Source organism: Stenotrophomonas sp. YJH_SMC_135, assembly GCF_059372355.1.
Genome location: NZ_JCAFVN010000002.1, coordinates 340,790 through 363,203, shown reverse-complemented (window position 1 = coordinate 363,203; position 22,414 = coordinate 340,790). Strand labels below are relative to the sequence as shown.

The window sequence follows — 22,414 nt, the reverse complement described above, 5'->3', positions numbered from 1 at the left end:
CAAAATGAATACCACTGACCTGTCCCAGTTCAGCCCGAAGTGGCAGTTCCGCTTCAACTTCTTCCGCCAGCATGGCGCGCCCAAGAATCCCGGTTTCAAGCAGGCCTGGAAGGCGCTGTCGTTCGGTGACCGCCTGAAGATCAACCTGAACTTCTTCGCGTTGTTCTTCGGTGCGATCTACCTGTTGATCCTGGGCATGTGGCGCAAGGCGCTGGTGGTCATCGGCATCAACATCGCGCTGGCCATCGTCAGCATGTTCCTTCCCGACGTCGTCGGGCGCATGCTGTTCATCGCGATGAATCTGCTGGTCGCCTCCAGCACCAACTACAGCTACTACCTGGAGAAGGTGGAAGGTCGCGCCAGCTGGAACCCGTTTGAAGGAATGTTCTAAGCCATCAGACCGGCGCAGGGATGCGCGGCAAGGATGCAACCGACGCCCGGCCCCCGCCGGGCGTCTTCATTTGCGCGATCAGGCCGCGCGGCGTGCCACGGCCGCCGGCTCGGCCTGCAGGCGGAAGCGCGACACCGCCACCGCCAGCTGCTCGGCCTGCTCCTCCATCGCACGCGCGGCGGCACTGGCTTCCTCCACCAGCGCGGCGTTCTGCTGGGTGGTTTCGTCCATCTGCACCACAGTCTGGTTGACCTGCTCGATGCCGGCCGATTGTTCGCGCGACGCGGCCGAGATCTCGGCCATGATCTCGTTGACCCGACCGACCTGACCGACGATGTCCTGCATGGTGCGCCCCGCGCCGTGCACCAGCTGCGCACCGGCACCGACCTGGGCCACCGAGGCGTCGATCAGCTCCTTGATCTCCTTCGCAGCACCCGCCGAACGCTGCGCCAACGCGCGCACTTCACTGGCAACCACGGCGAAGCCACGGCCCTGCTCACCGGCGCGCGCCGCTTCCACTGCTGCGTTCAACGCCAGGATGTTGGTCTGGAACGCAATCCCATCGATCACCGAGATGATCTCGGCGATGCGCTGCGAAGACGCCTCGATCTGCTCCATGGTGTGCACCACCTGGCTGACCACCTGGCCGCCTTCGCTGGCCACGCCCGCCGCGGAACCGGCCAGCGCGTTGGCCTGCAGCGCGTGGTCGGCGTTCTGGCGCACGGTGGAGGTCAGTTCTTCCATCGACGCGGCGGTTTCTTCCAGGTTGGCAGCCTGCTGTTCGGTACGGCGCGACAGGTCGCTGTTGCCGGCAGTGATCTCACCGGCGGCCAGGCGGATGCTGGCTGCCGACTGCTGGATCTGGCCGACGATCTGGGTCAGGTGCTGCACGGTGCTGTTGGCATCGTCGCGCATCACCGCAAATACCCCATGGAAGTCACCCTGCATGCGGGTACTGAGGTCACCGCCGGCGATCGCGCGCAGCAGCGTCGACAGTGCGGCCAGGTTGTGGTCGCTGACTTCCATCATGGTGTTGAGGGTCTCCACCATGCGGCGGAAATCGTGGTCGAAGCGCAGTGCATCACCGCGCACGGCGAAGTCACCGGCGGCGGCCGCAGCGGCAAGCTGCTGGATCTGCTCGTTGATCGCGGCCAGGTTGCGCTTGGTGGTTGCCATCGCAGCGGTGAACACCGCCTTCTCGCCCGGCAGTGCTTCCATGTCCACGCTGAGGTCGCCGACGGCATAGCGCTGCATCACTTCAACCAGGCGCTGGGTGACCGCGTTGCTGGAGGCCACCAGCTGGTTGCTGTCGGCCACCATGCGGCCGTACTCGCCCGGGAACGCCGCGGCATCCATGCGGTAGCTGAGTTCACCGGCATCGTGGCGGCGCGCCATTTCGGCCTGCGCAGCCATCACCGCCTGCAGCTGGCCGCGCATGCCCTGCATCGCGTCCAGCAGGCGCCCCACTTCGTCGTTGCTGCGCGCCGGCAGGGTGCTGTCCAGCTTGCCGGCGGCGACGTCACCGGCCACGCGCACCGCTTCGGCCAGCGGGCGGATCGCCAGGCGGCGCAGCAGTATGTAGACACCGGCGCTGAGGGTCAGCGCGGCGATCACGCCGACCAGCAGGGTCAGCCACAGCAGCTGGCGCGCTTCGGCCACGATCACCGCATGCGGCATCACCACGCCCAGCGCGAAGCGCTGCGGGGCATCGCCCACGCGCAGCGGCACATACACGCGCACGTTGCCGGCCGCATCGGGGCTGAAGGCCTCGAAGGGGCGGTCGGCGGCGATCTCGGCCAGCATGCTGCGGGTCAGTGCGTCGTTGCGAGGCTTGCCGATTTCGGCGGCATTGGCCGAGGCCAGCACCACGCCCTTCGGCGACAGCAGTTCGACGCGGCCGGCCCCCATCGGCTTCAGCGTGGCCAGGTGCTTCTGCAACGCTGCCAGCGAGAAGTCGACGGTGAAGACACCGAGGAACCTGTCGTTCTCGATGATCGGCGTGCTCAGCGTACTCATCAGCACCTGCTGCCCGGCGATGTCATAGGCATACGGTTCGCTCACTTTCGGCAGCTTGTCGCGGCTGGGCACCATGTACCAGTCACCGGAACCGCTGGCGGTCTCGGTGTAATCGGTCATCACCGACTGCTGCGGCTTGCCCTCCTGCCAGGCCCAGTAGCTCATGTAGCGGCCGGTGGCATCGTGCGCCTCGGTGTTGACGAACTCGGCATCCTTGCCGTCGAAGGCATCGGGCTCCCACATGGTGCTCTTGCCCAGCCATTCGGGATGGGCGCGCAGCTGCTCGCCCAGCACCGCCGCCAGGCTGGCGCGGTCGGGCACGTCACCACGGGCGCGCTGGGCCAGCACGCCTTCAACCATGGCATCGTTGCTGGCAAAGGCGGTGCCCAGATCGGCCGCCACCTGGCGCGCCTCAGCGGTCGCCTCGCTGGTCATGGTCTGGCGCGAGGCGCTGATAAGGCTGGCGCTGGCCTGTCGGTAGATCAGGAACGCGGTCAGGCCGAAGCACAGCAGCGCGATCGCGGCGGTGCCCAGCATCAGCTTGTGGGCGATGCTGCCCGGGCGGCGGGCAGCGGCGGAACGGGAAGAAGGCATGGGAGGGTCCGCAAGGCAGTTCAGGACGACCGGCACCACGAAGGCACCGCGCAGGCGCGCGATCCGTCGCGCAGGCCACCGGCCGCCGGGCGGGCCCGGCGCTGGAAGCGCACCGGGTTAGCGGCCGCCCGCCAACGAGGTTGAGGCGACCGGCCTGCACATTCCTGAATCTGCTCAGGGTCGGGTCAGCCACCCGTCCGTCGCGATGGCCTCACTCGGCCACGCGGTCCTTGATCCACTGCGCGCGCGGCAGTACCTCGATGCTGCCGACGGCATACTGCTGCAGCACGTCGTCCGGCCCGAAGCACGGTTGCCAGCCCAGCTCACTGCGCAGGCGGGCACTGTCGTAGACACGGTCGATGCTCAATGGCAGCGGCCAGCCACGGCGTTCGAACTCGGCCAGCAGCTGCGGCGCGCGACGGGCCAGCACGCTGCGCGGGTGGGTGGCCAGTTCCAGGCAGTCCTCGCGCCGGAACGGCGTCGGTGCGCAGGCGAGATAGCGGGCGAATCGGGCGCCTTCGTCGAGCAGCAGTGCAGCGTGTGCGCTGGCCACATCGCGGGCGTCGATGCCGCGATGCAGGCGGAACATCGCCATGCGCTCGGGCGGTTCCGGGAAGCACCGGCCCATGCGCAGCACGCGAACGCTGAAGCCCGGCGTGGCGGCAGCTTCAGCCAGGGTCTCGGCCTGCAGCTTGGTGCGATGGTAGATCGTGCGCGGCAGTGGCTCGGTGTCTTCGTCGATCCAACGGCAGCCACCGGCTACCACGGCATGGCCGTACAGCGCGGTGGTGCTGGTCAGCACGAAACGCCGTGCGCCGGCTTCGCGTGCGGCCTGCAGCAGGTGCGCGGTTGCCTCCACGTTGATCTGCTGGAATACCGCGTCCGGCACTAGGCCGACATGCGGAGCATGCAGGGCCGCGGTATGGATGACCGCGTCCACGCCCTGCACCGCACGCGTGACCGCCTGGCGATCGGTGACATCGGCAATGATGCGCGTGGTGGCGAACGGGCTGCGGTCCAGCCCCACCACTTCGTGGGCGGCCGCCAACGCACCGAAGATCGCGCGCCCGATGCGCCCGGAACTGCCGGTCAACAGAATCTTCATTGAGTCCATTCACTCGAAGCGCCCGGGAACTACCGGGATGCTTCGATTCTAGGCATGCATTCGCGCATCTGCGATAGGACAGCCCTGCAATCGTGCGTTCATCTTGACGACCTCGCAGGCGCCAGCAGTTGCCGCGCGATGAACAGCGGATCGTCGCCGCCGGCCACATCAGGCCTCACGCCGGTGCCTTCCCAATTGCCGCCGGTGCGCAGATTGATCGGTTGCCGGTCGGGAATGCTGATCTGATAGCCATCGGGCAGCAACACAGGATCACCAAACATATGCGCGGCACCGCCACTGCGCGTGCCGACAATGCGCGCGCGGCCCAGGGTCTGCAGCGAATAGGCGACGAACTCGGCCGCCGAACCGGTACGCCGGTCGATCAGCACCACCAGCGGCTTCAGGTACACAGGCAGGCTGGCAGGCGGCAGCGGTACCGGCGTGCGCCGGCCACGCTGGTCCAGCTGCTGCACCGCGCCGATCTTCGCGTCCAGCAGCGTGCGCACCAGCAGGTCGGCACTTGCATCGTCGCCGCCGCCGTTCTGGCGCAGATCCAGCACCAGGCCATCGGTGTCGGCCAGCAGCGTGAAGGCCGCAGCGAACTTCGGGCGCGCCAGATCCAGCGGATAGAAGGTACTCAGCCGCAGGTAGCCAACGTTGCCTTCCAGCACCCGCACCTCGCGCACACCGGCACCATTGCTGCGGGCATCGGCACGCCAGGCCATCAACCAGTCGTCCTGGCCGGCAGCTGCGTCCACGCGCTCAACGTGGAAGTGGCCATCGAACATGTCCAGGTCCTGGTTCAGGCGTGCGCTGAACGCAGCAGAATCCGAACAGCTGTCCGCATACCGCTGCTGCGCCGACCAGCTGCGCAGGGCATCGGCGATACGGGCGGCCTCCGCCTCGTCCAGGTACTGCGCCTGCACGGCGCTGGCGGCCGCCTGCAGCACCGCATCCTGCGCCGGGCAGGCCGTCGCCAGCAGCGCGCCGAGCATCCAGGAGACCGCCATCATCCACCCCGCATTGAGGATATATAAGCGCTTATATATCATCCCACTCATGGATCTCCAACACGCCACACTGGGTACCCTGCTGCGCGCCCTGCTCGACCAGCTGGACCCGGCCGTCGAGCAGGCCTACCGGCACCTGCAACTGGACTACCGGCCGCGCTACACGCCGGTGCTGCGCACGCTGATGGCGCAGGGCCCCTGCCGGATCAAGGACCTCGCGCTGGCCTGCGGGCTCAGCCATTCGGCGCTCAGCCAGACCGTGGCGGCGATGGTGCGCGATGGTTGGCTGCACACTGCCAATGGTGACGACGGGCGCGAACGCATCCTGCAGTTGAGCCCGCGCGCGCAGCGCGCGATGCCTGTGCTGCAGGCGCAATGGCAGGCCACCGCAGTGGCGGCACGCAGCCTCGATGCCGATCTGGGGCAGTCGTTGGAGCAGGTGCTGCGCAAAGCACTGGTGGCGCTCGAACAACGGCCCTTCGCACAGCGCCTGCAGGACGCCCGCCGGCGCTGAGGCGTTACTGCTCTGCAGCCATCTCGATCTCGCTGAGGAATGTCCAGCTGCCGTTGGCCACGCGCAGCTCCAGCGTGCGGCATTGCGCAGCCAGGGGGGCTGCATTGCCGAGCACGTACTCCTCTTCGGTCGAGCCCATCACGCCGGACTGGGTGAAGGGTGCCGACAGCGTGCCGATGGTTACGGCGGCAGTTCCGGGCTCGGCGCACATCACCTCCACCGACGTCGGCGTGACGATGCCCCAGGCCGGGCGGGTCATCGTATGCAGGCCGATCCAGTCCACCCGTCGGCGCTGGCCCAGGTCGATGGTGATGCTGACGTTGCCGTGCACGCCTACCCAGCCCGCGTCCATCGGATTGCGCGGGTCGCCTACCCGGCGGTCGAACAGCTCATGGCCGCTGCCGTCGGGATAGCTGGTCGCCGGCGCCACGCTGTAGTGATAGGTGGTCTGCACCGGATCGACGAGGTACGAGGCACCCAGCCCGTACAACCCGCGATAGGTGTTCATCATCCGTGGCGCCTCGCCGTAGCCCTGGCCGGGGCCGACCACTTCGGACATGTGGTACTGGTTGAGCCAGGCAACGCGCTTGCCAGCCGAACGCGCGCTCCACAACTGCTGGTTGATGCGCTGCACCGACGCCGACCGGTATGCACCGGACAGGCCGTTACCGGTATCAAGGAACAGCGGGCTGCCATGGTTGAACAGCTCGATGTCGGCCCACACAGCGCTGGCGCCCAGCTGCGCCGACAACGCCTGGTAGTACTGCTCGGTGGAATAGCCCGGTCGATCCCACTGGAACAGTTTCGCGTGCGACGCCGCGCCGATGCCGTCCTGCCAGATCTGCACGTCGACCCCCGTGGCAGAGCGGAACCGTAGCGCAGCACTGGCCACGCTGGCCGGGTCGACGCTGGAGGATGCCAGATAGGGCGCCACCATCACCGGCCTGGATGGCGTCGCCGCTTTCAGTGTGGAAACGATTGAACGATAGAACGACGCACGCTCGGCCGGTACCTGCGCGGGCTCATCGGTGATGTACCAGCCGGCGAATGCCGGATGCATCGCGTACTGCTGGGCCAGCTGCGCCATCGACTGCGCTGCGTCCTGCGCCACCGCTGCAGCGTTAGAGCCCTGCCAGAATGCCGCACACTGGCCCGAACTGTAGGTGGTGCCGACCACGACCTTCATCCCACGCGCTGCGGCCGCGTCCAGCACCGTGCCCAGCTTGGCCGGGAAGCCGGCGATCCATTCGAAATCCTGCGCGCTGCTGGCGCAGCCCACGCCGGCACGGGTGGCGCGGGTCTGGCCGATGATGAGCGTGTCGTTGCCCAGGTCCCGCAGTTCGTCGAGGAACAGCGGCAGCTGCGCCGCTGGCAGCTGCTCATCGGTGGACGAGTAACCGAAGTGAACGAAACTGCCGCTCAGCAGCGCAGTGTCCGCATGGGCCGGTGCAGCGCAGGCCAGCAGTGCAAGCCATCCGAATCTGTTCACGGCGTCCTTTCCTGTCTGGGCGGTCATCCGCCATGCCGGTCCATCCTAGCCAAGCGGCGCTCATCGCGCAGCGGCGTAGTTGCGCCGTGAAAGCCGGTGCGGCGTGGCGTGAGGGCAGCACCGCCGGTGCGGACACTGCCTTAGCCGGGCACACGCAAGGATGAGCTCCCCTTCCATGCACCGGGAGCCTTCACATGGCTGACCAGCATCACGGCACCTCCCATCGCGGCTTCGCTTCGATGGACCGGGACAAGCAGCGCGCGATTGCCGCAAAGGGTGGACGCGCCGCGCATGCGTCCGGCAATGCACATGAGTTCAGCCCGGCCGAGGCACGCGTGGCGGGCCGCAAGGGCGGCGAGGCGATCAGCCGCAATCGCCAGCACATGGCAGCGATCGGCCGCGAAGGCGGGCACGCGCGCCACGCCAATGCACGGCAACAGCGGCAGCACGCGGCCGAACCCGCGCCGACGAAGGAAGGGCCGCAACGCCAGCAGGGCTGACCGCAGCGTGCTCAGGCGCGCCTGCACTGGCGGTACAGGGCGAGCGCCGCCAACAGGGCCAGCACGCCGGCGACGGCCATCGCCCAGCCGAAACCGCTGGCCATGGCGCCGCGGTACCAGGCCAGTATCTGCGTCCCCGGCAGCAGTGACGACGGCTGCAGGATCAGCGTGCGCGCCTGTGCGGCCACTGCGGGCTGCCCTGCCGCCTGCGCGGTCGCAGTGAACTGGCGTACCGCGCGCAGGCCCATCAGGCTGCCCAGCAGCGCGATGCCCAGGCTCATGCCCGCCTGGCGCAGCGCGTTCATCGTGGCCGACGCAATGCCGGCACGCTCGGCCGGTACGCATGACATCACCGCCATGCCGGTCGCAGGTACCGCCAGTCCCATGCCAGTGCCGAGCAGCATCAGCAGTGCGCTGGCCTGGCCGTGCGCTGTAGTCGGCTCGAACGTGGCAATCGCACACAGCGCCATGCCTGTCATTGCATAGCCCGTCACCAGCGCGGCATGCAGCCCGAACCACGCCGCCAGACGGCCGAACAGCAGCGACACCACCGCCATCAGCACGAACTGCGGTACCAGCTGCGCACCGGCCTGCGCAGCCCCATGTCCCTGCGCCTGCTGGAAGAACAGCGACAGGAAGAACAGGCTCGCATAAGCGGTGAATCCAAGCACGAACGAGGCCAGGTTGAGCATGCCGAAACCCGGCTTCGCCAACAGGTCCAGCGGCAGCAGCGGCCGCGCCACGCGGCGCTCGACCCACGCAAACAGCGCCAGGCCGGATGCTGCGATGCCGAGCGCCAGCAGGGTCGAAGGTGCCAGCAGGCCGTGCTCGCCGATCGCGATCAGGCCGTAACTGAGTGCACCCAGCGCGACGATGCTGAGCAGCTGCCCGGCCGGGTCCAGCGCAGCGTGCTGCGGATGCCGTCGCTCTGGAATGCCCCAGGCCCCCAGCGCGAGTGCAAGCAGGCCCAGCGGCAGGTTGATCAGGAAGATGCTGGGCCAACCTGCGCGCTGCACCAGTTCGCCTCCCAGCAGCGGCCCCAGCACCAGCGCCAGCGCGCTGAACGCCGACCAGCCCCCGATCGCGCGTGCACGCTGGCGCGGATCAGGGAACGCATGGCTGAGGATCGGCATCGCACTCGGGATCAGCAGGGCGCCGGCCACCCCCTGCACCGCCCGCCCTGCCACCAGTGCGGAAAGACTGCCTGCGCAGGCACACAGCAGCGAGCCCACGGTGAGGGTCGCCACGCTGAGCAGCCACATGCGGCGGTGGCCATAGCGGTCACCCAGCGGCCCCGCCGACAGCATCACTGCGGACAGGGCGATGGCATAGGCGTTGATCACCCACTGCAGCCCGGCCATGTCGGTGTGCAGTGCCTGCTGCAGCGTCGGCAGCGCGACGTTGACGATGCTGATGTCCAGCGAGGCGAGGAAGGTGCCCAGGTAGGCCGCCAGCACCAGGGCCGGCCGTCGGAAGCGTTGCATGTGCGGATGCCGGGAGGGAGCGTGCGCGCATCGTAGTTTGCTGACTGACCGTCAGTCAATGACCGGCGGTCAGTCATTGCCGGGGGAAGCTAGAATGGCGACCGTCGCACCCGGACCCCGCCCCATGCAGATTCCCGCAGTCGCCAGGCCCCGTACCAAACCCGCTGAAACCCGCCAGGAAGAGCTGATGGACGCCGCGCAGGCGCTGTTCCTGTCACAGGGCGTGGAAGCGACCACCATCAGTGACATCGTGGCCGCCGCCGACGTGGCCAAGGGCACGTTCTATACCTACTTCGCCTCGCGCACCGAGATCCTGCAGGCGCTGGCGCAGCGCTACACGCTGCAGTTCATGGCCGAGGTCGACCATGCCGTTCAGCAGCAGCCTGCCCACGATGGCGTGGCGCGACTGTGCGCCTGGATCCGCGCCAACATCGAGACCTATGTGCGCACGCACGCACTGCACGACGTCGTCTACGCCAACCATCACCACCACCAGCGCGGCAATGCCGAGCGCAACGCCATCCAGCAGCAGCTGCTCGACATCCTCGAGGCGGGCACCCGTGCAGGCCTGTGGCAGCTGCCGGCACCGCAGATCACGGCCTCGCTGATCTATGCCGGCGTACATGGCGCCACCGATGACCTGATCGCTGCGCCCACGCAGGACGCCGACACCTTCATTGCGGCGGTGGTGGCCGATTGCCTGCGCATGGTCGGCGTGTCGCCGGCGCCGAAGCGTGGCGGCACCCGTCGCTGAAGCGCCCGCCGTCGCTCAGGCGTGGGCGAGGATGTTCAACAGCCGGCCGAACGGATCGCGGACGAAGAAGCGCCGCACGCCCCAGGGCTCGTCGGCCGGCCCATAGTCCAGCGCGATGCCAGCCGCGTGCATGCGTTCCAGCACCTCCTGCAGGTTGTCCACTTCGATAGACAGGTCCGGCACCGGTGCGCCGGAACCCCCTTCGCTGGCGAAGCTGACCTGCGCCAGCGCACTGCCCTGCCCGCCATGGGTGACGATCCAGCCATGGTCCATCACCACCGGCATGCCGAGCAGCTCGCCATAGAATGCAGCGGCGCGGGCGGGATCAGACGTGGCGATGTTGGCGACGACACGCATGACGGCCATGTTCCACTCCACCAGGAAGAATGCGCCGAGAGTGCCCGACCCTGCGCACAAACAGAAGAGCCCCGTCATGGACGGGGCCCGTCATCAGCCGATCATGGCTGGGCTTACACCGCGCCGCAGCGCTCCATGACGCATCGATCGTATTCGTACTGGCATTCCATGGCATCACCCCCACCGGCTACACACGCCTGGTAGGCCTTCCAGCAGGGAAAATCGCAGGGCTGGACCGGTCCGGCCACGGCCACCGAGCCGCTGCAGGCCAACGCGAACACAGCACCGGCGATCACTTTCCTGAAAGTACGCATCGACATCACTCCTTGATAAGCCTGGTGAGCCCAGGCCGGGCCACCTTAGCGCTGCACACGGGACGTTGGGTGAAGGCGGATGCGGCTGGACTCAGTGTTGCAGCATTCCCAGGACACGCAGTTGCCCGGCCAGCTCATCACTGTTGCGCCACGGCAGGATCGGCGAATTGCCGCGCTCGTCCGGCGGGGTGTTCGGCAGCGCGTCGGACCCGCCACCTGCCCCTGCAAGCGGCAGCAGCGGCCGCTTGTGCAGCCAAACCTCCGAGATCGTGCAGGCGCGCCCACCGCTGACGATGCAGGCATCACCGGCAAGGGCCATGATCAGGTTGCGCGCATCCCCCATGCCACAGGGCACCACCACCGTGGCCGGCCAGTCGGCCGGCGGCATGCTGCCTTCCGGGATGACGCTGGGCACCTGGCCACCAGCTGCGCGCTCGAACGCGTCGCTGCCAGGATCGGCACCGCCCAATATCGCCAACGGTGGTTTACGGAATGCGGTACGCATGGGCGGTTCCGAAGCCTCGGAAGGAAGGGTCACGTTGCCCTGCCCGCTGGAGCCGCACCATGCACCGATCACAAAACATTAACACGTTCATAAAATTCCCTTCACATTACTGGGGGATATCGCCATGCCTTGGCGTTAACGGCCTTGTTGTCCGTCAACCAAGGAAGTTGTCCGATGAATCACCCGCTGTACGGCCGTTCGTCCCGCTCCCTGTCGCATCGCCCGCTGGCGCTTGCCGTCGCCAGCTCGCTGCTGCTGGCCACCGCACTGCCAGCCATGGCCAGCGAATCACTCGAGGCCTGGCAGCAGCAGCGCCAGCTGCAGGCCGCGTGGGCGCAGCCCGCTGCCAGCACCGCACCTGCAACCACGGCCACGGCCACGGCAGCTGCCGCCAGCAGCAACGCCGTTCTTGGCAATCCCGGCGATCCGGCCAGCTGGCGCAGCGACGAATTCAACGCCGATTGGGGCCTGGGCGCGATGGGCGCGGACTACGCCTATGCGCGCGGCCTGACCGGCAAGGGCGTACGCCTGGCGCTGTTCGACTCGGGCTCCGCACTGGCGCATCCGGAGTTTGCAGGACGCAATACCTCCAGCATCACCATCGGTGCCGACTGTGCGACGCCGGGCGTGGTCGCAGGGGCGGGCGCCTGCGGGCAGACCCGCGGCGAACAGCCCGGCTACAACTACTACGGACTGGGCGCCGGCGTTCCGGCCTCACTGGCGGCACGCCTGATCGCCGCCGGCCAGCCCTATGGCTTCAGCTACGCCGATCACGGCACGCATGTGCTTGGCACCATCGGCGCCAACCGCAATGGCACCGGCATGCATGGTGTGGCCTTTGGTGCGGATCTCACTGCCGCCCGCGTGTTCGGTGACACCTACTACGAGTGGCGCCTGGACCCGGACAGGTTCTATCGTCCGCGCGCGGTGTACCGCACCGATCCGGATGATGCCGCCACGCTGGACATGTATGCGCAGATCCAGGCGCAGGGTGTACGCGCCATCAATCACAGCTGGGGCATTTCCACGCGCAACATGACCGCCGCCGCGCTGGACCAGCAGTACGCCAGCATCGGTGCCGACTACGGCGTGTACGGCAGCATCTACGCCAACAACGGCGATGCCCCGGGCTCCACTCTCATCCAGGTGTGGTCGGCTGGCAACGGCAGCGGTGCGGTTGCCGGCATCACCGCCTCGATGCCGCGCTGGAAGCCCGAACTGGAACCGTACTGGCTGGCGGTCGCCAATGTCCGTCGGCCCGACACCGCCGCAGGTGAAACCGACTACGTGATCGATGGCAGTTCCAGCATCTGCGGCGTTGCCGCCAACTGGTGCATCTCTGCCCCCGGTACCGATATCGTCAGCACCATCGTCTCCGGCGATATCCAGGGCCGCATCGAGAACACCTCCGCCTACGTGCGGCTGATCATCGACAGCGAGAACACCAGCTACGTCTACGGCACCAAGACCGGCACGTCGATGGCCGCACCCCATATCACCGGCGCCCTCGGCCTGCTGATGGAGCGCTTCCCGTACCTGGACAACGCCCAGGTCCGCGACGTGCTGTTGACCACCGCACGCGATCTCGGCGCGCCAGGCATCGATGCAATCTACGGCTGGGGCATGGTCGACCTGCGCAAGGCCATCGAAGGCTATGGTTCGCTGCGCGTGGACACCAACGTGGTGATGAACCAGAGGGCCGGCGGCCTGAAGGTCTGGGAAGGCGATGCGTGGGACAACTGGACCAACGACATCGGCGGCCCCGGCAAGCTGACCAAATCCGGTATCGGTTGGCTGCGCCTGAGCGGCAACAACAGCTTCAACGGCGCCGTGGTGCAGGACGGCATGCTGGAGTTGAACGGCGCCAACACGCTCACCTCGGCGGTCGAGGTCCAGGGTGGCCGGTTCCTGCTCAACGGCAGCCTGGTCTCCACCGCCCTGACCACCACCGGTGGCGTCAGCACGGTCAGCACCAGCGGCGTGCTGGATAACAGCAACCTGGTGGTCAACGGCGGCGTGGTGTCCTTCAACGGCACGCAGGCCGGTGGCACCACCACCGTCGGCGCCAATGGCCTGTTGAAGGGCGTCGGCACGCTCGGCAACACCCGCGTGGACGGCATCATCGCGCCGGGCAACTCGATCGGCACGCTGACCATCAACGGCAACTACGTGCAGGGCGCCACCGGCGTGTATGCGGCGGAGCTGGCACCGGGTGGTCGCAGTGACCAGCTGCACGTGACCGGCACCGCCACCCTCGGCGGCACCCTGGTCGCCCTGCCGGAACCGGGCGTGTATTACCTCGGCGAACAGTTCAACGTCCTGCGTGCCGACGGTGGCATCAGCGGCCAGTTCGCCAAGACCGACTTCAGTGCGTTCTCGCCCTTCCTGCAGTTCAGCCTGGCCTACGGTGCCAATGGCACGCGCATCGACGTGGCCCGTGGCGCTTCGCTGGCCACGGCTGCCAACACGCCCAACCAGCGTGCGGTGGCGGCCGCCGCCGACCTGCTGCCGATCGCCCAGGGCCTGCCCAAGCCGCTGACCCAGCTGTTCCCGCAGCAGGTCGGTGGCGTGCTCGATGGCCTCAGCGGCGAGCTGCATCCGGCCACGGCCATCGCCCTGGTCGAGGGCAGCCGCTACGTGCGCGATGCCGCGTTGTCACGCCGTGCCGGCGCCAGCGCGCCCGGCAGCGACGTGGGTGATGCGACGGGTGCATGGGTGCAGGCCATCGGTGGCAACAGCAGGCTGGACGGTGACTTCAACACCGCCCGCACCGAGGCCAACAGCAACGGCCTGCTGGTCGGCATCGACCGCGAGTTCTCCGGCTGGCAGGTCGGCGTGCTGGCCGGTACCGGCCGTACCGACGTCAAGCAGCAGGACCGCCGCGCCAAGTCGAAGATCGACAACACGCACTTCGGTGCCTACGCCAGCCACACCTGGGGCGGCTTCGGCCTGCGCGGTGGTGTGGCGTGGAGCAAGCACGAGGTGAAGAGCACGCGTGAAGTCGCCTTCGCAGGTTTCAGTGACAGCCTGAGCGCGCGTTACGACGCCCGCACCCGCCAGGCCTTCATCGAAGCTGGTTATCGCTTCGGTGGCCCCGAAGCCGGGCTGGAGCCGTACCTGCAGGTGGCGCGCGTGGAAGTGGACCTCAAGCGCATCAGCGAACGCGGTGGAGCAGCGGCGCTGCAGGGCAAGGTGGAAGACACCGGAACCACGATCGCCACCGCCGGCGTGCGCTTCGACAAGGGGCTGAAGGCTTCGTTCCAGCAGGACAGCTGGCTGCACCTGCGCGGGGGTGTCGGCTATCGTCGTGCCTCGGGGGATCGCAGCCAGGTCGCCAACCTTGCGTTTGTCAATGGCAGCTCCACGTTCGCGGTCAACGGCGCGCCGATCGCCGACAACGCGGTGGTGGCCGAACTGGGCCTGTCGGCGTGGCTGACCTCGCGCCAGCAGCTGGAGCTGGGCTACAGCGGCCAGTTCGGCAGCGAGAGCCGTGACCATGGTGCGAATGCACGCTGGTCCGTGCGTTTCTGATCTGTGCCTGCAATGCGATGAAAACAGGAGGGGCGGCCGATCGGCCGCCCCTTCTGCTTGCAGGTGATTCCCTTTCAGCTCAGGCGCACAGCGCCTGCATGGCCTGCGCTGTGACCTCGACGATCTGCCCATCCACGATGTGGACGCTGCGACCAGCGCATGCCGCCAGCTCCTTGTCATGCGTCACCATGATGATGGTCATGCCGCCCTGGTTGAGCTCACGCAGAATCTCCATGACCCCCTGCGACATCTGCGAGTCCAGGTTTCCGGTCGGCTCGTCAGCCAGCAGCAGGGCCGGCGTACCCGCGATGGCGCGGGCGATCGCCACGCGCTGCTGCTGCCCGCCCGACAGTTCGCCGGGATAGTGCGACATGCGGCTGCCCAGCCCGACCTGGGCCAGTGCCGAGACCACACGCTGCCTGCATTCGGCTGCCGCCATGCCACGGTAGCGCAGGGGCACCTCCACATTGGCCTGGATGGTCAGGTCCGGAATCAGGTTGAACGCCTGGAACACGAAGCCGATCTTCTCGTTGCGCAGCGCGCTGAGCGCCGCGTCGCGCATGCCGCCAACATCCACGCCGCCGATCGCGTAGTGGCCGCCGGAAAAGCCCTCGAGCAGACCGAGGATGTTCAGCAGTGTGGACTTGCCGGAGCCGGAAGGGCCGGTAATCGACAGGAAATCGCCCTCCTGCACCGACAGGTCGATGGAGCGCAATGCATGGGTCATGACTTCACCCACCTGGAACACTTTGCTGACGCCTTGCATCCTGAGCATGGGAATTCTCGCTTGCAGATGGAAGCAGCGACCGGCCAAGGCCGCTGCGGGACTCACAACGAACGGATGGCCGACACCGGCGCGATGGCCGCGGCACGCAGCGCCGGCAGCAGTACCGCCGCCTGGCCCAGCAGCAGCAGGATCACCGCACTCACCGGCAGATACAGCAGTGGCAGGCGCGGCAGTTCGTAGAAGCGCATCAGGGTCAGGTTCATCGCGTAGGCCAGCAGAGCCCCGGCCGCGATGCCGATGGAGACAATCAGCAGGTTCTCGATCTGGAAATAGCGCATCACATCGGTGCGCGTGGCCCCCAGCGCGCGGCGGATGCCGATCTGCTTGCGACGTTGCTCCACCCAGTAACTGGCCAGTCCGACTATGCCCAGGGCAGTGGCAGCCAGCAGTGCGATGATGACACCGCCCAGCAGCCCCATCATGACCCGGTCACCTTCGAAATGCCGCTCGCGCAGTTCGGAGATCCGCCGGCTGCCTTCGACATCGAAAACCACGTCCGGCGCGACACGGCGGATTGCCTGCTGCGCATCGCGCATCACGCGGTTCATGTCGCCGGCCTCGGCGCGCACCAGATAGCGGCCGGTCAGGCGCGGCCCCTGCGATGCGGGCACGATCACCGACCAGTCCGAGCCCTTGGCTTCACCGCGGCCGGGGCGGGATACGGCCATGTGCTCGACCACGCCGATCACCCGCAGCCGGGTGTCCATCGCCCACAGGCTCTTGCCCACGGCGTTTTCGCCGGGCCAGTAGCGTTGGGCCAGCTCTTGGGTGACCAGCGCCGGGGGATTGGCCGGCACCAGTTCATCGGTCGGTGCGAACTCGTCCGCACCGGGCATGCGCCCCCCCACCAGGTGCAACTGCAGCGCGTCCAGGGCTACGGCATCGGCCAGGTAGAAATCCAGAACACCGCCGGGCACCTGCTGGTCCTCGTCCAGGTTGACGCCGGCGCGTATGCCCGGGCTGCCGAACGGCATGGCACTGACCAGCCCGGCCGCCGTCACGCCGCTCAGCCCCCGCAATGCACCAACGACCCGCGCGTTGACATCGTTGGCGCGCTCGGCATCGATGCCGTCGAGCTGGATCACCCCCAGCCGTGACTCGTCCAGGCCACTGACCAGCTGCATTGCAGCGTTCCGCTCGATCATCAGGAAGATCGCGTTGCACAGCACGGCGCAGGCCAATGCGATCTCCATCGCGATGAGGAAGGTCGCCAGGCGGTGCCGGCGCAGGGCCGAAAGTACGATGCCGATCTGCATGGTGGTTCCTCTACAGAAGCTTCAGTTGGGCGATGGGCTGGACCGCACTGGCACGGATCGCGGGAATCAGGCTCGCCAGCAGGCTGGCCAGCACCGACAGCGCCAGGGTGAACAGCAGCATGGTGGTATCAAGCCGCGCCAGGTCCGCATAGGCCACCGGCTGGCTGCGCACCGCGCTCAGGCCGAGCCAGGTCAGCAACAGGCCCAGCGTGCCACCCAGTGCCCCCACCAGCGCGGCCTCGACCACGCACTGCAGGAAGATCGCCGCGCGGCTTGCGCCCAGTGCGCGACGCAAGCCGATCTCGCCGCTGTAGCGCAGGAACTTCGCCAGCAGCAGACCGACCACATTGGCAATGCAGATCCCGAGGAAGGCGAAGGCCAGGATGGCCTGCAGCTTCACGTCGCTGGGTACCACCTGGTTGAAGTCGAGCCACTGCATCAATGAGCGCAGCCGCGTGTTGTCGGCATGGCTGATCCGGCCCAGGGCCTTCTGCTCAGCGGCATAGTTCTGCAGGAACCGCTGATAGGCGGCCACCTTGGCGGCGCTGTCCAGCTTGACCCACAGGTGTACCCAGACACACGGCGCGGTCTGCAGCCGGCCGCGCTCCTCCGGCGTGGACCAGCAGGTGAACGGCACGAAGTCGCCGTCATTGATCTCCAGGCTGGAGGTCAGCGGCATGAACAGATCATCGGCCGAGGCGAAGAAGCCCGACGTGTTGCCGCCGCTGAAGCGGCCGCCCCGCACCTTGTAGAACAGCGGCGAGGGCCGCCAGGGCGCGAGCACGCCCACGATGCGCATCGCGGTGTCCTTGACCCGCAGTGTCTGCCCCACACTGTCGCCCCCACCGAACATCTGCTCGTTGAGCTCCGACGAGATCACCACCACACGTGCGCGCGCGTCATCCTCCTCGCGTGACCACCAGCGCCCATGTGCCAGCGGCACCGCGAACATCGTCGCGAAGTCGGTGGTGGTGGAGATCGATGAGCGGATGACCGGTGGCGCACTGCCCTGATCGGGCCGCAGCTTGACCGGATTGGTGACCACCAGTGTCTGCTGGTCCGCGCGCCCGGACGACCACAGGTCGTAGGCCGAACGATAGTCCAGCACATCGTACGGCTCGCGGCCCTTCGAGTTCGGGTTGGCATCAAGCTGGGGGTAGTAGAGGTCACCGCTGCGCCCGGGCAAGGGATCGCCGGACAGCAGGTAGACCACGGTCAAGGTGGTCATGCTGGCCCCAATGCCCACCGCGATGGCCAGCACCATCAGGGCGGTGATGGCCTTGCTCCGCAGTGTATTGTGCAGCGCCACCTGCGCGCAGTAGACCAGCCTGCGCATGCCCGCACCCTTTCCTGCACCCTGTATCGACTTCATGTCATGCCTCTCCCCGGACGTGCACGGGCGTGACCCGTGCCGGTTGCCACATGGACCTGCCAAGTTCGTGTACGTGATCGAATCGGGCGCGGTAGGCCTCGGCGCCGTGCATGATCATCACCAGCATGCGGCCATGGCTGCGTGCGAAGATCGCGTCCATCGCAATCTCGCGGCTGGCCCTATCGAGGTTGGCGACCGGCTCATCAAGAATGTAGAGGTCGGCATCCTCGCCCAGCACCATCGCCAGGGCGATCTTCTGCTGCTGCCCTGCCGACAGGGTTTCCGGCAGGCTGTCGGCGATCCCGTCGCCGTCCATCCCCAGTCGCGCCAGCAGCACCGGATCGGCGCCGAGGTCGCGCACCTTCAGCGGAGGGAACTGCAGAGGAAGCGTGATGGCGCGGATACGCGCCGGTCGCAGCAGCTGGCCGGCGACGGGCTGGAAGTACCCGGCCAGGACGTTGGCAAGGGTCGTCTTGCCGCTGCCATTGTCGCCAATCACCAGTGCACGTTCACCGGGTGAAAGGGCCAGGGTGAAATCCGAGAACACCGGAGCGGCGCCGTAGCCGTAGCCGATCGACGTCGCCAGCAGACCACCCTCGATGTGCGTGGCCGACGCCGCGGCTGCCGGCGCGGTCATGAACTCCGCCACCCGCACCACCACCACACCGTGGCTGTGCATCTCGGCAATGTTCTTGAAGATGCCGATGAGCGTCGTGGCTGAGCGCCAGAAGGCGTTCATGAAGGCGATGAACGAACCCAGTGTCATCTGTTGGCGGAACACGAACAGTGCGCCGACGAAGATCGAGCAGACATCCGAGATCACCATGGTCAGGTCGCTCGCACCCTGCAGGGTCCTCACCACCCTGAAGCGCTGGTAGGTCGAATCCAGCACCTCGCGCAGGCTGCGGTCATGGGCCTGCACCGTCCTGGGGCCCAGGCCGAACGTACAGACCATCTTGAAGGCAGCCACAGCCCGGGTCAGCAAAGAAACCAGTTCGGCCTCGCGGTCACGCTCCACCACGGTCAGCTCGCGGATGCGTCGGCCGACCAGCACGCTGACCGTGGTGGCGATGGGGATGATGGCCATCAGCACCAGGAACGCACGCCAGGAGATGATCAGCAGGGCTGCGATCAAGGCGACGAATGTCACCGCCTGGGTCAGGGTGGTGCGTGCGACCGACAGCATCGGCACCACGCCATCCTTCACGTCCGAGCGGATCCGCGCCACATAGTAGCCGGCCCCCTTCTGCACCACCTCGTCATAACTGCGGCCATAGTAGGCGGTCAGCAACGCGGTCCCGATCCGCTCCACGATGCGGTTATCCACGCGCTGCTGCCAAAGCGCGCAGCTGTAGTTGCCCAGGTTGGTCACCAGGCACAGCAGCAGATATGCACCGGTAAGCAGCAGGAAGCGATTGAAATCCTGCCGGCTGGCGGCCTCGTCGAAGATCGCGCGGATCAGCAGCGGATGCAGCAGCCCGCCCAGTCCGCCGAACATCGCGGTGGTGGCGGCCACCGCAAGGTAGCGCCCGCGGAGGGGGCCGAGCAGGATCGCGAAGCTGGCGAGGATGGCGCGCACACTGTGCCGCTGCGCGGTCTGCTCGCGCTGAAGTGGCTGTCCGGCCGGGTGCGGGCGCGCATTCATGCAATCGCCGCCTGCCCCACCCCGGCTCCGTCCACTTCCCGTACCACCGCGCCATGCACATCGAGTGCATCCAGGAAGAACTCATCCGGCGCCAGCGTGTCGTACCGATGCAGGGCGCGGATCACTCCGGCGATGCCGGTACCGTGGTCGAAGGAAATGCGGAACAGATTCTCGCCCGGCACCGCCGCCATTCCCTCCTCCTCCTCGAACAGATACAGATCGACGATGCCCTGGTACGGTCGCTCCGCCATCTGCAGGTACCTCGGGTCACCGGAGTAGAGATGGGCGTCGACAAACACATCCAGCATGCCCGACAGGCCATACAACAGGCCGCAGAAGCCGGAATACTTGCGATGGAAGTCATCCACCAGCCGATTCACGTCCTGCCACAGGCCGTAACGGATCGCGACCTTGGCGATGCCCGCAGTCCCCTGCTCCAGATAGGGTTCATAGGTGTTGACCTCTTCCGGTGAGCTGGGGAAGGTGGTTACCCCGGTCTCCAGCTCGAAGCCGTAGGAGAGATCGTGTCGCAGTGCCTGCTCGCCAAGCACGCGCCATGCCGGATCACCACTGAGCTGCGACAGCCTCAGCAGGAACAGCGCCACGCCGGCCTGGCCGTAACCCATGCCGATGCGGACGCCACCTTCGTCCTGCCAGTAGGCACCCCGCTCTCCGTGGTGGACGGTGTCTGCAAGCCGCCGCGCCAGCGACAGCGCCCTGTCGAGATGCCCGGGCAGGCCGGTCGCGTGATGCATGGCCAGGTGCGCCATTCCGATACCCGCCATGCCGTGATAGAGCGAGTGATGCGCATGCAACAGGTCACTGCCGTCAGCGCTGTCGAGCAGGCTGCGGGCCAGTTCCACCTCGCCACGCAGCAGCGCCGACCAGGCGATGCCGGCAAGGCCGGTGAGGAACCCCGGCGGTAGCGATGTGCGATCCAGGGCCTGCAGCTCCTGCGCATAGCGCTCCATCACCGCCGGCGACGGCTGATGACCCACCCCATGGAAGGCGTGGATCACACCGGTCGCCCCCAGACCAAGGCTCATCGTGTTGGTGGAGTGCGAGAACGGATCAAGTGGGAACAGCGTCCGCTCCGGCTGCAGCCGGCTGTGTGCATCCATGAACGCGAGCAGCCGCCGGATACACTGGCGCGGCGCCGGCAACGGGCGCTGCGGCGACGAGAACGGCGCCTGCAGGGTCGCCGGCTGCTGCAGCAGCTGTGCGGCCTCTTCCAGGCCGATACGGTCGTCCACAAGCGCCTGGATGACCTCGGCCACTGGCGTGTGCTGCCAGCCGATGTCCTCCATCATCACCGGCAGCACCTTCTGGAACAGGTCGGTACGGATGTAGGCCATGGCCATCAGCGGGAACAGGCAGTAGAACATCACCACCGCGGTCGCATAGCGGTCATCCCTGAAACAGCTGGCGCGCTTGCGACCCTTCATGATCCGGCGGAATCCGGGCGTGTGGATGTCATCCCACTCATCGCTGCCGTCCAGGAACGCGGCCTCCAGGTCGATCAGGCGCACACGCATGTCGCTGCGGTCGACCATGATGTTGGACGGCGAGATGTCACCGATCACCACTCCCACCTTGTGTGCGCGGTCGACCGCGCGAAGCAGACCGGTGAAGATGGTCACGCACATGCCGTAGTAGTCACTACCATCGCGTGCGCTGGGACGGGCCTTCATCAGCGGCGAATGCTTGAGCATCAGCTCGCGAAGATCGAATGCATCCAGGCGCTCTTCCACCAGATAGCTGTTTTCCCAATCGGTGAATGCATCCAGGCAGCGCGGCGAGGCGCCCACCGGGCCCAGCAACTCCAGATTGCGCCGCTCGCGTGCCAGGCGGCTGGTGGCGTCGAGCCCTTCCCCGTGCATTTCCACATGGGGCCGCGCCTCCTTGATGACCACTTCCTCCCCGGTGACCTGGTCCAACGCCAGGTAGACCCCGCCCGTGTTGGAGAACCCAAGCGCGGCCTGCACCTGATAGCGGCCCTCCTTCAACGTCATCTCGCCGGGATCATCCTCGCTGGGGAACGGGTCGGTTTCCCAGGCAGGCACCTCGAAATAGGGATTGCGCAGGTCGGGAACATGGCTGCCGTCGGGCGCGACCAGCATCGGCACCTTCTGGCCGATGAAATCAAGCCGGTACACCTGGCGCATGCCGCCATAGCGGTAATACAGGCAGCGGCAGTCCTTGTAGCGTCGATCAGACAGGATGTACGAGCCATCTTCGTCCTTCAGCGCCCCATGCAGCTGCTCGATGAAGCGCGTGAAGACCGCAAGGTCCAGCGGATAGAGCGTGATGAACTTGCCCGAGCCACCGCGTGGCCAACGCTTGGAGCTCATCATGCGCATCGTGTTCATGTCATTGGCGAACTTGAACTTCACGCGCTCGGCCAGGGCCATCCGGGTGACGGTGCGCAGCACCCGCTGGCAGTTCTCCTGCGTGGCTGAAACGTGGATCTTCCAGCCTTGCGGCGGCAGGTTGCCGGCGACCGGGTCGCCATGCGTCGCCAGGTGCGACCAGACACCGATGCGATGGATCGTCCACGCCATGCCGGCCGCCTCGATCTCCGCTTCAACGATACTGCGGAAATCTTCGCTGGGCCGGTACTGGTTGTAGCTCAATTCGTAGAACCGCTCGTCGCCCCCCACATAGGCGGCCTTGTCCATGTGGCGTGCTTCACGCAGTGATCGTTGACGCGCTGACATCGTCTCTCCCTGGTCGGTTCCATGGCTCATTTGCCCGGTGCACACATCCGCGAACGCCTCGCACATGCGCGAT

The 22,414-nt window shown here is 67.0% G+C and carries 18 protein-coding genes; 5 read left to right on the top strand and 13 right to left on the bottom strand.

From position 1 onward, the window contains the following. The first annotated feature begins 4 nt into the window (after positions 1-4). Positions 5-391, top strand: coding sequence for a DUF2628 domain-containing protein (locus tag AC5P98_RS08265; protein ID WP_014648516.1), 387 nt, complete (start codon positions 5-7; stop codon positions 389-391). A 78-nt stretch (positions 392-469) separates the two neighbouring features. Here the strand turns inward: AC5P98_RS08265 and AC5P98_RS08260 are convergent, their stop codons facing one another. The 3 genes from AC5P98_RS08260 to AC5P98_RS08250 form a co-directional block, all read right to left on the bottom strand. Further along, entirely contained in the window at positions 470-3,001 is a 2,532-nt protein-coding gene (locus AC5P98_RS08260; RefSeq protein ID WP_495229970.1) for a methyl-accepting chemotaxis protein, read from the bottom strand. A 211-nt stretch (positions 3,002-3,212) separates the two neighbouring features. Further along, the gene (locus AC5P98_RS08255; RefSeq protein WP_014648518.1) at positions 3,213-4,106 is read right to left on the bottom strand and encodes an NAD-dependent epimerase/dehydratase family protein; all 894 of its coding nucleotides are present in this window, start codon (positions 4,104-4,106) and stop codon (positions 3,213-3,215) included. A gap of 98 nt (positions 4,107-4,204) precedes the next feature. Further along, positions 4,205-5,116, bottom strand: coding sequence for a S41 family peptidase (locus AC5P98_RS08250; protein WP_032958392.1), 912 nt, complete (start codon positions 5,114-5,116; stop codon positions 4,205-4,207). Positions 5,117-5,165: 49 nt separating this feature from the next. Between AC5P98_RS08250 and AC5P98_RS08245 the strand changes: the two genes are divergently transcribed. After that, positions 5,166-5,630, top strand: coding sequence for a MarR family winged helix-turn-helix transcriptional regulator (locus AC5P98_RS08245; protein ID WP_014648520.1), 465 nt, complete (start codon positions 5,166-5,168; stop codon positions 5,628-5,630). A gap of 4 nt (positions 5,631-5,634) precedes the next feature. Here the strand turns inward: AC5P98_RS08245 and AC5P98_RS08240 are convergent, their stop codons facing one another. Beyond that, positions 5,635-7,119 (bottom strand): DUF4434 domain-containing protein, encoded by a 1,485-nt coding sequence (locus AC5P98_RS08240; protein WP_049404759.1) that lies wholly within the window; start codon positions 7,117-7,119, stop codon positions 5,635-5,637. A gap of 194 nt (positions 7,120-7,313) precedes the next feature. Here AC5P98_RS08240 and AC5P98_RS08235 point away from each other — a divergent pair, with 194 nt between their 5' ends. After that, positions 7,314-7,619: a KGG domain-containing protein gene (locus AC5P98_RS08235; protein WP_046432675.1), complete on the top strand. Its 306-nt coding sequence runs from the start codon at positions 7,314-7,316 to the stop codon at positions 7,617-7,619. Positions 7,620-7,630: 11 nt separating this feature from the next. Here the strand turns inward: AC5P98_RS08235 and AC5P98_RS08230 are convergent, their stop codons facing one another. Continuing rightward, positions 7,631-9,103 carry an MFS transporter gene (locus tag AC5P98_RS08230; protein ID WP_495229969.1) on the bottom strand — a complete coding sequence of 491 codons (1,473 nt, stop codon included), beginning with the start codon at positions 9,101-9,103 and terminating at the stop codon, positions 7,631-7,633. Positions 9,104-9,227: 124 nt separating this feature from the next. On the opposite strand from AC5P98_RS08230, the gene AC5P98_RS08225 reads away from it, so the two are divergent. After that, complete coding sequence (locus tag AC5P98_RS08225; RefSeq protein WP_046432686.1) at positions 9,228-9,857, top strand: TetR/AcrR family transcriptional regulator; 630 nt, start codon at positions 9,228-9,230, stop codon at positions 9,855-9,857. A 15-nt stretch (positions 9,858-9,872) separates the two neighbouring features. Here the strand turns inward: AC5P98_RS08225 and AC5P98_RS08220 are convergent, their stop codons facing one another. From AC5P98_RS08220 to AC5P98_RS08210, 3 genes are all read right to left on the bottom strand, one after another. Continuing rightward, the gene (locus tag AC5P98_RS08220; RefSeq protein ID WP_032958352.1) at positions 9,873-10,223 is read right to left on the bottom strand and encodes a VOC family protein; all 351 of its coding nucleotides are present in this window, start codon (positions 10,221-10,223) and stop codon (positions 9,873-9,875) included. A 104-nt stretch (positions 10,224-10,327) separates the two neighbouring features. Further along, entirely contained in the window at positions 10,328-10,528 is a 201-nt protein-coding gene (locus tag AC5P98_RS08215; protein ID WP_032958391.1) for a hypothetical protein, read from the bottom strand. Between the two features lie 91 nt (positions 10,529-10,619). Beyond that, complete coding sequence (locus AC5P98_RS08210) at positions 10,620-11,033, bottom strand: SLOG cluster 4 domain-containing protein (protein ID WP_049404763.1); 414 nt, start codon at positions 11,031-11,033, stop codon at positions 10,620-10,622. Between the two features lie 174 nt (positions 11,034-11,207). On the opposite strand from AC5P98_RS08210, the gene AC5P98_RS08205 reads away from it, so the two are divergent. Further along, on the top strand, positions 11,208-14,564 hold the full coding sequence (locus AC5P98_RS08205; RefSeq protein ID WP_495229968.1) for an autotransporter domain-containing protein: 3,357 nt from the start codon (positions 11,208-11,210) through the stop codon (positions 14,562-14,564). 79 nt (positions 14,565-14,643) lie between these two features. On the opposite strand, the gene AC5P98_RS08200 is transcribed toward AC5P98_RS08205, so the two are convergent. The 5 genes from AC5P98_RS08200 to lanKC are packed head-to-tail and all read right to left on the bottom strand — an operon-like array spanning position 14,644 to position 22,341. Continuing rightward, a complete protein-coding gene (locus tag AC5P98_RS08200) occupies positions 14,644-15,339 on the bottom strand; it encodes an ABC transporter ATP-binding protein (protein ID WP_032958346.1) in 696 nt (231 codons plus the stop codon). Between the two features lie 53 nt (positions 15,340-15,392). Continuing rightward, the gene (locus tag AC5P98_RS08195; RefSeq protein WP_032958343.1) at positions 15,393-16,607 is read right to left on the bottom strand and encodes an FtsX-like permease family protein; all 1,215 of its coding nucleotides are present in this window, start codon (positions 16,605-16,607) and stop codon (positions 15,393-15,395) included. A gap of 10 nt (positions 16,608-16,617) precedes the next feature. Beyond that, positions 16,618-17,979 (bottom strand): ABC transporter permease, encoded by a 1,362-nt coding sequence (locus AC5P98_RS08190; RefSeq protein WP_478433778.1) that lies wholly within the window; start codon positions 17,977-17,979, stop codon positions 16,618-16,620. Between the two features lies 1 nt (position 17,980). Beyond that, a complete protein-coding gene (locus AC5P98_RS08185; protein WP_049404769.1) occupies positions 17,981-19,624 on the bottom strand; it encodes an ABC transporter transmembrane domain-containing protein in 1,644 nt (547 codons plus the stop codon). Then, positions 19,621-22,341 carry a class III lanthionine synthetase LanKC gene (gene lanKC / locus AC5P98_RS08180; protein ID WP_049404771.1) on the bottom strand — a complete coding sequence of 907 codons (2,721 nt, stop codon included), beginning with the start codon at positions 22,339-22,341 and terminating at the stop codon, positions 19,621-19,623. Before lanKC ends, AC5P98_RS08185 begins: the two co-directional genes overlap by 4 nt. Positions 22,342-22,414 lie beyond the last annotated feature (73 nt).

What these genes read in the sequence shown, in the direction of transcription:
- AC5P98_RS08235 (WP_046432675.1), top strand. Translation starts at nt 7,314, where the DNA reads ATGGCTGACCAGCATCACGGCACCTCCCATCGCGGCTTCGCTTCGATG.
- AC5P98_RS08205 (WP_495229968.1), top strand. Translation starts at nt 11,208, where the DNA reads ATGAATCACCCGCTGTACGGCCGTTCGTCCCGCTCCCTGTCGCATCGC.
- AC5P98_RS08225 (WP_046432686.1), top strand. Translation starts at nt 9,228, where the DNA reads ATGCAGATTCCCGCAGTCGCCAGGCCCCGTACCAAACCCGCTGAAACC.
- AC5P98_RS08215 (WP_032958391.1), bottom strand. Translation starts at nt 10,528, where the DNA reads ATGCGTACTTTCAGGAAAGTGATCGCCGGTGCTGTGTTCGCGTTGGCC.
- AC5P98_RS08250 (WP_032958392.1), bottom strand. Translation starts at nt 5,116, where the DNA reads ATGGCGGTCTCCTGGATGCTCGGCGCGCTGCTGGCGACGGCCTGCCCG.
- AC5P98_RS08190 (WP_478433778.1), bottom strand. Translation starts at nt 17,979, where the DNA reads ATGAAGTCGATACAGGGTGCAGGAAAGGGTGCGGGCATGCGCAGGCTG.
- AC5P98_RS08185 (WP_049404769.1), bottom strand. Translation starts at nt 19,624, where the DNA reads ATGAATGCGCGCCCGCACCCGGCCGGACAGCCACTTCAGCGCGAGCAG.
- AC5P98_RS08220 (WP_032958352.1), bottom strand. Translation starts at nt 10,223, where the DNA reads ATGGCCGTCATGCGTGTCGTCGCCAACATCGCCACGTCTGATCCCGCC.
- AC5P98_RS08245 (WP_014648520.1), top strand. Translation starts at nt 5,166, where the DNA reads ATGGATCTCCAACACGCCACACTGGGTACCCTGCTGCGCGCCCTGCTC.
- AC5P98_RS08265 (WP_014648516.1), top strand. Translation starts at nt 5, where the DNA reads ATGAATACCACTGACCTGTCCCAGTTCAGCCCGAAGTGGCAGTTCCGC.
- AC5P98_RS08200 (WP_032958346.1), bottom strand. Translation starts at nt 15,339, where the DNA reads ATGCTCAGGATGCAAGGCGTCAGCAAAGTGTTCCAGGTGGGTGAAGTC.
- AC5P98_RS08210 (WP_049404763.1), bottom strand. Translation starts at nt 11,033, where the DNA reads ATGCGTACCGCATTCCGTAAACCACCGTTGGCGATATTGGGCGGTGCC.
- lanKC (WP_049404771.1), bottom strand. Translation starts at nt 22,341, where the DNA reads ATGTCAGCGCGTCAACGATCACTGCGTGAAGCACGCCACATGGACAAG.
- AC5P98_RS08260 (WP_495229970.1), bottom strand. Translation starts at nt 3,001, where the DNA reads ATGCCTTCTTCCCGTTCCGCCGCTGCCCGCCGCCCGGGCAGCATCGCC.
- AC5P98_RS08195 (WP_032958343.1), bottom strand. Translation starts at nt 16,607, where the DNA reads ATGCAGATCGGCATCGTACTTTCGGCCCTGCGCCGGCACCGCCTGGCG.
- AC5P98_RS08230 (WP_495229969.1), bottom strand. Translation starts at nt 9,103, where the DNA reads ATGCAACGCTTCCGACGGCCGGCCCTGGTGCTGGCGGCCTACCTGGGC.
- AC5P98_RS08255 (WP_014648518.1), bottom strand. Translation starts at nt 4,106, where the DNA reads ATGAAGATTCTGTTGACCGGCAGTTCCGGGCGCATCGGGCGCGCGATC.